The 13,024-nt window shown below is 59.3% G+C and carries 10 protein-coding genes; 3 read left to right on the forward strand and 7 right to left on the reverse strand.

Annotated elements, in window-relative coordinates:
* The first annotated feature begins 30 nt into the window (after positions 1-30).
* Entirely contained in the window at positions 31-633 is a 603-nt protein-coding gene (locus ABH945_RS22250; protein WP_429251953.1) for a glutathione S-transferase family protein, read from the forward strand.
* Between the two features lie 144 nt (positions 634-777).
* Positions 778-1,563 carry an IclR family transcriptional regulator gene (locus tag ABH945_RS22255; RefSeq protein WP_429251954.1) on the forward strand — a complete coding sequence of 262 codons (786 nt, stop codon included), beginning with the start codon at positions 778-780 and terminating at the stop codon, positions 1,561-1,563.
* A gap of 401 nt (positions 1,564-1,964) precedes the next feature.
* Here the strand turns inward: ABH945_RS22255 and ABH945_RS22260 are convergent, their stop codons facing one another.
* The 5 genes from ABH945_RS22260 to ABH945_RS22280 form a co-directional block, all read right to left on the reverse strand.
* Positions 1,965-2,213: a LysR substrate-binding domain-containing protein gene (locus ABH945_RS22260; protein ID WP_429251955.1), complete on the reverse strand. Its 249-nt coding sequence runs from the start codon at positions 2,211-2,213 to the stop codon at positions 1,965-1,967.
* Positions 2,213-2,488: a hypothetical protein gene (locus ABH945_RS22265; RefSeq protein ID WP_429251956.1), complete on the reverse strand. Its 276-nt coding sequence runs from the start codon at positions 2,486-2,488 to the stop codon at positions 2,213-2,215. Before ABH945_RS22265 ends, ABH945_RS22260 begins: the two co-directional genes overlap by 1 nt.
* Positions 2,489-4,133: 1,645 nt before the next feature.
* On the reverse strand, positions 4,134-5,147 hold the full coding sequence (locus tag ABH945_RS22270) for an alpha/beta fold hydrolase (protein ID WP_429251957.1): 1,014 nt from the start codon (positions 5,145-5,147) through the stop codon (positions 4,134-4,136).
* A 320-nt stretch (positions 5,148-5,467) separates the two neighbouring features.
* Positions 5,468-6,160 (reverse strand): NADPH-dependent F420 reductase, encoded by a 693-nt coding sequence (locus ABH945_RS22275; RefSeq protein WP_429251958.1) that lies wholly within the window; start codon positions 6,158-6,160, stop codon positions 5,468-5,470.
* Positions 6,161-6,916, reverse strand: a complete 756-nt coding sequence (locus ABH945_RS22280; RefSeq protein ID WP_429251959.1) for an SDR family NAD(P)-dependent oxidoreductase — start codon at positions 6,914-6,916, stop codon at positions 6,161-6,163.
* Between the two features lie 398 nt (positions 6,917-7,314).
* On the opposite strand from ABH945_RS22280, the gene ABH945_RS22285 reads away from it, so the two are divergent.
* The gene (locus ABH945_RS22285; protein WP_253189746.1) at positions 7,315-7,992 is read left to right on the forward strand and encodes a phosphohydrolase; all 678 of its coding nucleotides are present in this window, start codon (positions 7,315-7,317) and stop codon (positions 7,990-7,992) included.
* A 12-nt stretch (positions 7,993-8,004) separates the two neighbouring features.
* Here the strand turns inward: ABH945_RS22285 and ABH945_RS22290 are convergent, their stop codons facing one another.
* Entirely contained in the window at positions 8,005-10,596 is a 2,592-nt protein-coding gene (locus ABH945_RS22290) for an ATP-binding protein (RefSeq protein ID WP_429251960.1), read from the reverse strand.
* A 422-nt stretch (positions 10,597-11,018) separates the two neighbouring features.
* Positions 11,019-12,557: a winged helix-turn-helix domain-containing protein gene (locus ABH945_RS22295; protein ID WP_429251961.1), complete on the reverse strand. Its 1,539-nt coding sequence runs from the start codon at positions 12,555-12,557 to the stop codon at positions 11,019-11,021.
* Positions 12,558-13,024 lie beyond the last annotated feature (467 nt).

Consider the following 13,024-nt stretch of genomic DNA (forward strand, 5'->3'; position numbering starts at 1 on the left):
ATCTCCCAACTACTGGATCAGAACGGAAACATGCAAGTCTATTACTCGCCCTTTTCTCCCTTCGTGCGCAAGGTGCTGGTATGCGCCGCCGAACTCGGCATCGATGTCGAACGTCTGCCGAGCAATGCTCACCCGATTACGCGCGATCAGAACATCGTGGCCGTCAATCCACTCGGCAAGGTGCCCACCTTTTTTGCCGGCGATGGCGAGGTGCTGTACGACAGCCGCGTGATCTGCGAATACCTCGACGCAACCAGCGCTCAACCGCGGCTTTTTCCCGCCAGCGGCGCCGCGCGCTGGCAGAGCCTGCGCGAGCAGGCGCTCGCCGATGGGTTCGTCGAAGCCGCGCTGCTGATGCGTTATGAACAGGTCGTGCGTCCTGACGGATTGCGTTATCAACCGTGGTTCGACGGTCAGCACGAGAAAATCGCATCCGCACTGGGTCAACTCGAAACATGGGCGCCGTCGTTCGGTGACCGCGTGGACATCGGCACGATCTCGATTGCTTGCGCGCTCGCCTATCTGGACCTGCGTTTCCCCGAAGAGGGGTGGCGCACGAACAAAGCGCTGGCCGCGTGGCATGCGCGCTTCAGCGAGCGGCCGTCGATGAAGTCGACGCAGCACCCCGCATGACACAAGGGCCAGTTGAAATACTGGCCCTTGCAACCTTCGATCGAGACTTGTTGCTATCTATCGTTTCCTGGCATAAGCGACCGACTTGCACAACAGGGCTCCGATCGCGTAAGTTTTGGTCTCGTCCAAAGATATCGCTTTCACATGCCCACAAGTCCGACACGCACCACGAGCCGCCAGACGGTCCAATCGGCAGAAATCGGTGCGGAAATCCTGAAGGCACTCGCGCGTCTCGGGCCCGCTGCTTCGCTCTCGAGTCTGAGCGAGGAGGCGGGCATGGCGCCCGCCAAAGCGCACCGTTATCTGCAGGCAATGATCGCGAGCGGGCTGGCAGCACAGGAAAAACACTCTGGTCGGTACACGCTCGGCCCCGAAGCAATCAAGATCGGCATGGCGGCCATCGCGCAGATTGACGTGGTCGGCAGCATCTCCGAGATGCTCCCCGATTTACGCGACGACACAGGCTATACGTGTTTCATCGCTGTATGGGGTGGCCTGGGCGCGACCGTCGTGCGGGTGATGGAAACCATCGGTGAAGTCACCGTCCTGACGCGCACGGGGGCTCATATGCCGCTGCTGCGTTCGGCGACGGGCCTGATGTTCGCGACGTGGTTGCCGCCGCAAGAGCGTGATGCGGAAGCAGCGCGTGAGCCCGCGGAGCTCCAGGAGCAACTGCTCGATCCCGCTTCGCCGCTCTGCGCGCGTCTGGAATCGATCCGGCAGAGTGGCATTTCCACCGTTCAGGGCTTGATGGTGCCGGGCATCGATGCAATGTCGGCGCCCGTGTTCGGCGCGCGTTCCGAGATCGTAGCCGTTGTCACGCTGATCGGCACGGACAACGGGTTCGACCGTTCACCCGACGGCACCCTTGCGCAAAAGTTGACGGCTTTCGCTCGCGCTGCGAGTGCGAAGCTCGGCGCGCCCGACTAACTGTGCGGCTGCTTTGGGCGACGAACGTTGTTTATCCCGTCATCATTTTGGCGCGCAGGCGGCTCGTCACTCGTCGAAGTGTCGGCCTTGCGCATGGCATGCAAATCCTTGCTCGCGGCGACTCGATTGACACGGGCCCGCGCGCCTGGCTTGCCTGATGCTATGCCTTGCTGCGCGCGTTCATCTGCCTGAGGTTCGCCACGTTCGTGTTGCTTGGTAGTCTGGCCTTTGCGGATCGACACTCAATCAGTAAGTCGCTTCGCGTTTCCGGGAAGGCTAAAAGTGTCTATCCCTCAAGAGCGACCGAAATCATCTCATTGTCGTCGTTGCTGTTGACCGGGCCGAGCGACGTGCAAGGATCACGATATATCGGTTTCAGTGATTGACCAGGACCGACCCGTTCATCGTGTGTTCTGTAGCACGTCCTCAAACGCCGTCGCCATAAACTGTGCAAACGCTCTTGCGGGGGGCTTTGCAGCACGGCCGCCGGGCAGGATCACGTGAATGTCCGCAGAACCCATTTGCCATTGAGGCAGCACCTGCACCAGCGCGCCGCTGTCGAGCTCACCACGAAATCCAGGCCGGCCCGATGAGGCGATTCCGAGGCCGGCGACGGCCGATGAGATCACGGCGTCGTTGTCATCGATCATCAGTTGGCCTTCGACGCGAATCGACGTAGTGCGTTCAACTCAATACGGCCGACGACCCATTCGTTAAAAAGGTCCGGCATTTTTGGCAACTGATAGACGTAATCCTTGTAGAAAAAAGGATCGATGCTTATCAGGACTTCGCCCGTTACCCACGCTCCAACTTTCGCGAAATCTGGTGGTGGCGATTCCCAATATGCGAGAACGCCGAAGTCGATGACCCAGATCCACCAATCATCGCATCGCAAAAGGCTATCCTCGAAAAGGCTGGCTTTCATCGAATGTTAAGCCGGATCAAAACCTCCAAAAGATGTTTTGATGCAATTGGTCGTATCGTGAACGGGTCATTTTTCCTGGCTCGCCACCATGGCATCAGGACAACGGTTGGGGGACTTCGACGAAGCTATCCGGAGTGCTGGATTGCGGAGAAATCGCTTTGCAAAGGAGTAGCGAAAGCGAATTCGGGAAATCGAAATCGTGGATTCTGTCGAATGCGATTCCGCCTGAAAACGTTTGCTAATGTTCGCGCAAAAACGTCGTAATCGAATTGATGTTGCGATGCGATATGAATGTGATGCGGCCCATTTTTCCAGTGGTCGTGTAACGCACGCTGGATGACAGTCCCGCACACTTTGTGATTGTGAAACTACCTCAGTCGGAAGTTCGCGATACATTCGCGCAGACTTTAACGATTTAGCTCAGACTTTACCGACACGAAAGCGCGGGCTTTAGAGCAGCTTTTTCCCGCAACTTTAATGTGCGCCCATAGGGGCTATGGGGAGACAACAACGTCTGCGGGAAGCTCGAAACGGCCGTTCTGATGCAACAAAGGCTGCAGTGGCCCGGAATTCTTTGAGAGTGTTGCCCAATTTTTGGCCGCGGCTGATCGGCGGCGAGATCACAAGAAAGAGACGAAAGGGGAGGCTTCCATGGCTCGCGTTAGCCGCGCTTGCAAAATATGGGGCGGTTCTCCTGTGGTCCACTTCCAGTTCGCACGCGACTCTCTTGAATAGGCGAACGCGCATCACGCGTCGTGCAATCGATCGCGAGATAGAGTCCAGACGGTCAACCGGAGATTGCGGGATAGGGCAAAACCCCGTTGGCCCAAGGGCTGGACACGTCATTCCAGTTGATTGAACTGTCCGACTCAACAGGGCGCTTTCGAAGCGACCTGTCCCTGCACCGAACTGATGTCAGCGGATAGGTAGTGGACGTGCGAGGCGCGTGTCGGCGTCGATCAAACAGCGTAGGGAATGGCTTGATTGACCGGCCTGATTGCGGCTAAGCCCACAGCAGCATGCCATCGAGCTTTCGCTGCTGCGTTGAAGACAGGTGGAAGCGTTTGAAATCGACGCGTGCCGCAAATGGTCACGAATGGCCGCGGGTTCAACACCATTTGCCGTCGCGTGCGACGCCCGCGAATATCGCAACCAGTGGTCTGGCCGGCTCATCCGCGTTGCCGGTTCAATGTGGGGCCGCAAACTCAACGGTTGCGAGCAGATGACTCGCCAGTGGAATGGTGAGGAGTTCGTTCAGCCTATGGGACCTTCCATGCGCGAGATGCGCGGTGTCTGTCTCCACGTTGCGAGGAACAGGCGGGATTCTCGTGTGCAAGTAGTCGGGATGAAGGTCGCATGCGCGACTCATTGCCGGCCATAGCTAAAGTTCGGACACCCGGGTTGTACGTCGGCGATATCAACCGATGCCGAAGTCGAATCTCTGAACGAAATTAACGATGAGCAAGCTTGCGGCTTGACGTTGATCCAGCGCGTTGAATCTACTGACACGTCGGCCGGATAATCGCTTTCGCTCCATGCAGAGTCACGCAGGAGAGCCCGCCGTTCTCACGAACAGCGGGCTCCTGCCGACAAGCGGTGACGTAGAGAGTCAGACCATCATCCAGCTCTCAACCTCTGTGCCGCCTTACTTCTGCACGAACGCCAGAAGATCCGCGTTCAGCGTATCGGCGTTCGTCGTCAACATGCCGTGCGGAAGGCCAGGATAGGTCTTGAGCGTGCCGTTTTTCAGCAGCTTGATCGATTTCAAGGCTGCATCCGCGATCGGCACGATCTGGTCGTCTTCGCCGTGCAGCACCAGCGTCGGAACCGTGATTGCCTTGAGGTCGTCGGTTTGATCCGTTTCGGAGAACGCCTTGATGCCTTCGTAGTGTGCCAGCGCGCTACCCATCATGCCCTGACGCCACCAGTTCTGGATCACGCCCGGATAGACTTTGGCGCCCGTGCGGTTGAAACCGTAGAACGGACCGGTAGGGACGTCGAGGAAGAACTGCGCGCGATTCTCGGCCAGTGCCTTGCGGAAGCCGTCGAATACGTCGATCGGCAATCCTTCGGGGTTGCTTTCCGTCTTGAGCATCAGCGGCGGAACGGCGCTGACCAGCACCGCTTTTGCGACCCGTCCAGACGGCTGGCCGAATTTCGCCACATAGCGCGCAACTTCGCCCCCGCCGGTCGAGTGACCGATGTGAACCGCATTTCGCAGGTCGAGCGCTTCGACGACCGCGAATGCATCCGACGCGTAGTGATCCATATCGTGGCCGTTCGGCACCTGCGCGGACCGGCCATGGCCACGGCGGTCGTGTGCTACCACGCGATAGCCCTTCGAGACGAAAAACAGCATCTGCGCGTCCCAGTCGTCGGACGATAGCGGCCAGCCGTGGTGGAATACGATCGGCTGTGCGTCCTTCGGACCCCAGTCCTTGTAGAAAATGAGCGTGCCGTCTTTCGCCTGCACAAAGTTGTCGTCGTGACCATGACCGCCCGCGCCATGTTTGCCGGCACCGGACTTGCCGTTCGCGGGTGCAGCGGCGCTCGCCGGCACGGTGGCGGCAGCAGCCACCGCTCCGGCAACGCCGACCGTTGCGGACAGCAGCTTGCGCCGGGAAACCTTGGCTCCCCCGATTGCAGATTCAATATTCATGTTGTTCTCCGTTTGCAGTGGATGTGTGGAAAGGGCCGACAGACCGTCTTTACCCTTGACGTGCAACGGTACAGACGTTGAATGCGCAATGTCCTTTTGACGCGCTTAAAATTTCTTAAAACGTATAGCGAGCGGGAGGGTTGTGCGCATGTATCCGCTAACCCGAAGACCCTCACTCCGGGTGCTGCGGGACAGGTTCCTCCCATTCGGTAGCCGTCGCGAAAGCCCGCTCCTCAACAAAGTTTGCCAGGCTGGCCAGTTTGTCGACGCATTGCGCGGCAGACCCATTAAGGACGCATATCCCCGGTGCGGCCAGTTGCTCACAGCGCTAGCAGATTGGGACCCGCCAGTGGCGCCCCGAACTGCTGGATCCGGCCTCCCTCGGCGAGTCCGCCAAGATCGATCGGGCAAAATCCCGTTGACGACAGAATGGACGACACAGTCTTCTTGGCTTCGCTATCGTCACCGGAGAGAAACATGACACGGCGCCCGCCTGCTTCCGAGGGGTCCCGTTCGAGTACCTTGAAATAGAGCGTGTTGAGCGCCTTGACGATCCGGGCGCCCGGCAGCATGTCCGCGACTATTTCGCTCGACGTCCTGCCGCCCAGGTCTGCCCGACGGAAGTCCGGCGCATACGTCAGCAACGCATTGGTTGCGTCGATCACGATCCGGCCGCTCCAGTCGATGTCTCTCTGCTGAAGGGACCGAAGCTGCGTCCAGGGCAACGCCAGCACGACCACGTCGGCCTTCGCCGCAACCTCGACGGATGCGGCAGAAGCGCGTGCGCCAAGTGCTGCTACCAGATCCGTCAACGTTTCCGGGCCGCTCCGGTTGCTCAATACGACGGAATGGCCGCTACGCAATAAATGTTTCGAGTATGTCTGTGCGATATTGGCCGCACCAATGAAGCCGACTTTCATGGGAAAACTCCTCTGAATCCGCATTTCTTCCGGGTGGACAGCCTTTGATGAATGCAATCTGCTGTCCACCCGGGATGAATGTCGATCCGGCAATCAGACCTGAGCCTGGCCGCCGTCGGCGGTAATCTCAGCGCCGTTGATGAAGCTCGAATCGTCCGAGGCGAGGAACGTGACCACCTTGGCGATCTCCGACGGGTCGGCAAGACGGCCGATCGGCACGAGTGACGCGAGGTAGCCGAGCAGGCCGTCCTGACCTTCCCTGGTATCGCCACCAAGTTCGGCCAGGCCAACCGTGCGCGTCGAACCCGGGCTCACGACATTCACGCGAATGCCACGGTCTTTCAGGTCCAGGACCCAGCTACGAGCCAGCGCGCGAACGGCGGCTTTCGAGGCGCTGTAGATGCTGAACGCCGGCGTACCCGTCGAACCTGCAATCGATCCATTCAGAATCAGCGAGCCACCTTTCTGCATCAACGGCAGTGCCTTCTGCACCGTGAACACGACAGCACGCACATTGCGATTGAACGTGTCGTCGAAATGCTGTTCGGAGATATCGCCAAGCGGTGCCATCGTGCCGCCACCTGCGTTGGTGAATACGACATCCAGCCGGCCCTGCTCGGTGCGGATCTGTTCGAACAGATTGTCGAGATCGGCAGCACGAGTCACATCGCCCTGCACGCCGCGAGCGCCATGTCCAATCGCTTCAACGGCGCTTGCCAGTTCCGCCTGGCGGCGACCCGTGATATAGACCGTCGCACCTTCCGCTGCGAGGTCCTTTGCTGCGGCCAGGCCGATACCGCTCGTGCCGCCAGTGACTAGTGCTACCTTACCTTCCAGTTTTTTGCTCATGATTTGCTCCGGGTTGTTGAGAGTTGGTAGGTGCAACTTTAGACATGAGCGTCTCGTTGAAAAATACCCTTTCTCCTAATTCACTTTCCACTCCCGTGGATAATCGGTACGCCGCCCCGCGCGCCGCAAAACGCGCCATAAGCCGTTGAAGTGCTTAAGCTTTTTTCATGAAAAATCAGCGTCCGGCGAATGCTTTATCCAGCCGACCCCGGTAAATTGCGATGATCAGCCGGGCCCCGCGCCGAGCCGATCAACCCGGTTCGTGCGACCAGGATTTAAAAGAAGGTCCCGCATTCAAATAACGTGGTGAACGCGATTCGTGAGCGTCGAGCAACGGTGGCACGCGGGTGCGGGCGTTCCGGTGTGACGAATCGGCGTCGACACCCGAGGAGGCATTTTTGAGTCCCAAGAAATCGAGCACTGTTTCTGGATTTCCTTTGCAGCTGGCGGGAATCAGCATGCCCCGCAGAAGATTCGCGCACTACGCCGCCGACATCGCGCGGGCGTCATTGCCCGCGGTCGTGGTGCGGCACGCCTATAGGGCTTTCGTCTTCGCGTCTCTGGAAGCCAGGAGACTGGACATTCCGGTCACGGCGGATCTCCTTTTCGTTTCAGCCCATTTTGCTCACATGGGGCTGAGTTCAAGCTACGCAAACTCGACTCAGCGTTACGAAGTAGACGGTGCCGACGCAGCCAAAGAGTTTCTGGAAAACGAAGGCGTGAGGCATAGGCTCAGTGTTGCCGTGTGGGAAGCCATCAGTCTTCACACCACGCCGGGCGTAACGGAGCGAATGAACGGGCTCACACGACTGCTGGCATACGGAGTGCGAGCCGATCTTTTCGGTGACGGGATCGAGCGCCTCTCGCAGCCGCTGCGAATGGAAATCCTCGGAGAGTTTCCGCGCGGTGGCGACTTCGCGAGCGAATATCTGGAAGCGGTGGGGCGGGCAATCATGCACCGTCCAGAGACGACCTTTGGAGCCGTCAGCGCAGACGTGCTCGAGCGATACAGTTCGACGTTCTATCGGGCGAACTTTTGTGGTCGCGTGCTCGGATCGCGCTGGGAAGCCGAATAGGCCGGCCGGCGCTCACAGGAGTTCTGCCGCCGACGAAGCGGTGGCCGGCTTCCCCATCGACGCGCGCAATTCCTCGAGCCTGGGGGGATACCACCAGCTCCCGTGTTTCGCGCAGTGTTCGAGCGCAACGTCGATGGTCGCCAGAGCCTGATCGTGCTGACCACCTGCCTCCAGTGCTGCCGCAAATTCACCGAGGACCATGGGTAGCGGCGCCAGATAGCCTGTCTTTCGAAGCCGCTCGACCGAGCGTCCCATCGCGGAAAGCTCGTCGGAAGTCAGGCGGGTTTCCATCGCCCGCGCAATCCATTCGAACGCATCACAGCACGCGAGCCACGCACGCAGGCCGACCTTGCGGCATTCCTTTTCGAGTTCTTCGACAGCAAGCATCAGCGTATCCGCACTCCGCTGGAGTATCGCGAGCGGAATGGTGGCCTCCATGAGAACGTAGGCCAAGGTCAACTCATGTCCCGTTGCTCTGGCAGTTTCCTCGGCTGTCTCTATCTGTTCCAGGCTTCCAGCCCGGTCGCCAAGGAACCACTGAATGCGGGCGAGCAAAGCACGTGTCGCGGCGATCTGATCGGTCCGGACGCCGGTCGTCGACCATCTGAGCTCCTTCATTTCAGGCGTCGCCAACGCAGCAAGCAGTTCGTCGCGCGCATCGGCGTGCCTGCCTGCATAGTGCAGCGTCATGCCGATAATCCTTCGGCTCAGCGCAACCTGGAGTGGCGAGCCAAACTCCCGTGCGGCGCTCTGGAACCGCAGCGCGTAGACAAGTGCGCTCTTCGGTCTGCCGCCATATAGCTCCAGGTTCCACAACCCCCAGATCGCCCGCAATTGCGCGCTGGGATCATTCGCTGATTCGGCCAGTGCCAGGACCTCCTGCCAGGCGGTCTCGACAGACGGCTGCGGGCCTTCGGTATAAACAAGCGCCGATGCGCGAGCAGACAGGATCCCGAGTCGTGTCTGTTGCAATCGCGGACTTGCCAACAAGGGCCGAAGCGCGCCAATGGCAATGGATGCCCAATATTCGCACTCTTCGAAGCGTGGCAGTTCGAACAGCATCGGTACAGCCGTCGCGGCAAGCTCGATGCCGAGAGACACATTCCCGGCGGGCCCAAACGCCCAGGACATTGCTGCCCGCATGTTGCCAATCTCGGCGCTGATCACGTCATGCGCATCCTCGATTTTGATCTGTTCGGACTTGTAGGGTCCTTTTTCGAAAAAATCGCGGAAATACCTGGCGTGAGCGTGAGATGCCGCAGCCGTCTCGCCGTTCTGGTCAAGCAGGGTGCGCGCATAGGCGCGCGAACTCTCCAGCTGACGAAAGCGGCGCGGGTTCTGCCGGTCTATGTAGAGAAGAGATTTGGCGACGAGTCCGGCGAGGGTCTGGGCGGTGCCCACGTTCGATATCCCATGCCCGTCCATGATGGCGGCGAGTGCTTCCAGCGAAAAGCCGTCTGCGAAAACACTCGCCTGCCGAAATAGTAGTTGCTCGGTTTCCGACAGTAGCCTGTAGCTCCACTCGAACACGGCCTTCAGCGTCTGGTGGCGCGGCAGCGCGTTGCGGGAGCCGCCTGTGAGGATCGCAAAACGGTTGTCGAGATGGGAGCGAACCGTATCGAGCCCGAGCGTGGCTGCACGGGCAGCCGCAAGTTCTATGGCTAGAGGAATACCGTCGAGACGGCGGCAGATTTCTCCGATTACCGGCACGGTCGATTCGTTCAGGTCGAAGTTCGCCGACAACCGGCGCAGTCGATGCAGAAACAGTTTTACCGCGTCGGATTCGAGCGTTTCCTCATTTTCCGCCGTGCGCGCAGGACAGGCGAGGGTCTGCACGGGATAGACCGTCTCTGCCGCAATGCGCAGCGCTTCACGACTGGTGGCCAGCACGCGTACACCCGGGTTGCCCGCCGTAATCGTCTGCGCGATACAGGCAACACTTTCAATCAGATGCTCACAGTTATCGAGAATGACCAGGCATTGCGACTTGCGCAAGCTTCTGGACATTTCTTCGACGCTCATCGCACTGCCTTTTACCACGTCGGAGAAGATAGCCAGTATCGCTTCTCTTGCCTGGTGGTCGTTCTGGATAGCCGCAAGCGAGACATAGCGGATACAGAGAAACAGGTCACCCGTGTCGCGACAGACTTCGATTGCGAGGCTGGTTTTTCCGATGCCTCCAGCGCCGGTGAGCGTGACGACCTGGCTCGACTCGAAGAGATGCAAAAGATCGTCGACAGCCCTGCTGCGCCCAAAGAGGGTATCGACGAACGGTAGTCCCAGCGAGTACACCTTGCTCTGCCGTGAAGCCGACTGCGGTTGCGGCAGCAGGATGTAGCCGCGGCCCGGCACGGTCTTGAGGAGATCGCGGGAATGTCCGAGTGCGCGCCTTAGCGTGACGATCTGGACCTGAAGATTGTTTTCTTCGACGATCGTGTCGGGCCACGCGTGTTCGAGCAGCGCGTCCTTGGATACGACGGTGCCGCGGACGGCGATCAGCGCTTCGAGAATGGCGAACGCACGGCTGCTGAGCGGGCAAGGCTGCCCACCCAGCAAGACGGTTCTATCCTCGATCGAAACGCGAAGCGGGCCTACCTCGATCACCTGGATGTCCCGTTTGCCAGCGAGTTAGGATGCCAGGATTGTCCTGAGGGCTGGGGCGTCGAAGTCGGCGCGGAAAACAGGTTGAACATAATTTGATCAGGCAGGAACGATAGATCTGGAACTAATAACATTGTCTATCGTAACAGGTCAATTTTATGAATTAATCTTAGATGCCCTCACATAGACAAGGGTAATTCGTCACATCTTTATGCGGATTTACTTTCAGATATTTGAATTGAACGATCATCGATCAGCACACCCGGTGCAATGCGCGGAATTGCAGGATTTTTATTGATTTTGGTTTGACTGCTGCCTCGGCTATGCGAGGCCCTATGCGGGAGATACGCCCGTGCAATTCGTGTCAGTTATGGTCATAGCGTTGCCATCACACTGCGCCCCGGAATGACCCCCGGCTGTGCGGGTCAGGAGCGCCGAACGGTGCCACCCGGCCTTGACGCCGCCGCGTGACGCTTGCGCGAAATCGCGTTGTCGCTGGAGCTGTCCGGCGATTTGCCGGTGTGCCTGTCAGGCAACAGTGGGGCAGACCGGACACCATTCGGAGCACGGAGATCCGCCAAAGTCGGAGCGGATGAAGTTGGCTCCGCCTGCCGTTGTTGCGACAGGAATCGCTGCACCGTGTTGGGGATCCGGTATGTCACCGACAGTCCCTTATAAGCAGGGTTGAGAAATGAATTCTCGACGAGATCGCTGATAGCCTCCAGTGCACTTTCCGGTTGCAGTCCCGACCTCTCTGCGATGTTGTGCAATTCCCCGAGGTCGGCCTCGGCACCTGCGTCCAGCAGGGCAGTGAGTATTGTCCGCGGCAGTACGCCGAGGCTCGGCCAGGTCCACATCAGCGCCATGCCTACTGACTCGTGCCGACTGTCCGTCATGCGGCGCAGGTCGCTGCTGGAGAGGTCGACATTCTGCTCGAGCAGACGCGAGATCGACTCGATGCCGAGCATGGACGTGTGGTGTGCCGCGAGTTCGATCGCGAGCGGTAGACCATCCATCTGCTCGACCAGATGGCGGGCGCTCTCCATGAACGCGTCCGTGAGGTCCATTCGTGGATCGAAACACCGGACGCGCGAGACAAACATTTCAAGGGCAGCGTCCACGGTTCCGCGCCGGGGAACAGCGAGGAGCGACGGGATCTTGACGACCCTCTCCATCGACATCCTTAGCGGAGTGCGGGTCGTCAGAAGAACAACGGTCCGGGACAATCGCCTGAAGGTCTCGCTGTCGGAAAGCGCCCGTATCGCTGCATGGCAAAGCCGGTCGCAGTCGTCCAGCACGAGGAGGGCGGTTGGCCCGGAAGGTCTCACGGTGCACGCAGTAACGGGTTCGGCGCCCACCGGTTCGAGCGCGGCGCCAATCATGTCATAGACCTCTTTCTCGCTGGAATGCGACGCGAGCGAAAGATAGGAAACGCCGATCTCGCCATGATCCGCAAAATGTCGCGCGACTTCCAGCGCAAGGCGGGATTTGCCGACACCTGCGGGACCGACGAGCGTAATGACGGCATCTTCCCCCTCGCTGATTGCAGCGATCAGCCGTTCGGTACATGTTTCCCGGCCAAATAGTGGGCCGCTTGTGTGCGGAAGGCTGAAGTCGGGTTGGGTGATGATCTCTGCGTGCGGGTTGCCGGCGGGAGCGGGAGGCTCGGCAACAACGGATGCAGGACGCGCCATCCGGTAACCGCGTCCTGAGACAGTCTGGATCAGGTGGCGATTTTCACCGAGCAGTCGTCTGAGCGCGCAGATATGGACCTGGATGTTGTTTTCCTCAACAACCGTGGAGGGCCACACCTTCGCGAGAATCTCCTGGGTTGGAATGACCTCACCGTTCGCGTCCAGCAGAACCTGGAGCAGATCGTACGCGCGGCTGCCGAGACTGACGGCGACGCCGTTCCGCAGGACCTGGCGCGAATCACGCACGACTTCCAGTTCACCGATTTTCATCAGGGCAACCTCGATACTGAAATCAGAACACCGCGTTCACGGATGAGGGACGCTTACGCTTGCCCTCACGCGAAGGCGCTGACGGCAGTCCCAGTTGAACAGTTTGCGGAAGCTACATGTGTGACGAAGAAGGCGCGTTACCGGCCCGCGTGTCCGCCCTGGCTCGTCAGCGATGAGCGAAACAGATTCAGGTCAGCACTCTGTGGCTGTCCGTGGCGCAGCGTCCAGATATCCGTTTCAATCCCGACGTCATTATGTCTTCACATAATGAATTTGCAACGTCATATGCCCGCTTGTTCCACGTTTTCATAAAAGTTAAGGAACTCTCACGCCCTTTAAGTGTGGCATTTGGAATACTTCAGGCATCAATGCGACGGCCTGGATTCTGCCTTCCCGGTCGTGTTTCCTGTCTTCTGTTGTCGCGGTCTGCCAGCAACGGATCATTTGGGGGAGGGCGGGGATCGTTC

The sequence above is a fragment of the Paraburkholderia sp. GAS333 genome (assembly GCF_050435665.1).
Classification (GTDB): domain Bacteria; phylum Pseudomonadota; class Gammaproteobacteria; order Burkholderiales; family Burkholderiaceae; genus Paraburkholderia; species Paraburkholderia fungorum_A.

Bases quoted from the DNA above. Each gene is read 5' to 3' on its own strand.
- ABH945_RS22250 (WP_429251953.1), top strand. From the start codon at position 31: ATGCAAGTCTATTACTCGCCCTTTTCTCCCTTCGTGCGCAAGGTGCTG.
- ABH945_RS22255 (WP_429251954.1), top strand. From the start codon at position 778: ATGCCCACAAGTCCGACACGCACCACGAGCCGCCAGACGGTCCAATCG.
- ABH945_RS22260 (WP_429251955.1), bottom strand. From the start codon at position 2,213: ATGATCGATGACAACGACGCCGTGATCTCATCGGCCGTCGCCGGCCTC.
- ABH945_RS22265 (WP_429251956.1), bottom strand. From the start codon at position 2,488: ATGAAAGCCAGCCTTTTCGAGGATAGCCTTTTGCGATGCGATGATTGG.
- ABH945_RS22270 (WP_429251957.1), bottom strand. From the start codon at position 5,147: ATGAATATTGAATCTGCAATCGGGGGAGCCAAGGTTTCCCGGCGCAAG.
- ABH945_RS22280 (WP_429251959.1), bottom strand. From the start codon at position 6,916: ATGAGCAAAAAACTGGAAGGTAAGGTAGCACTAGTCACTGGCGGCACG.
- ABH945_RS22295 (WP_429251961.1), bottom strand. From the start codon at position 12,557: ATGAAAATCGGTGAACTGGAAGTCGTGCGTGATTCGCGCCAGGTCCTG.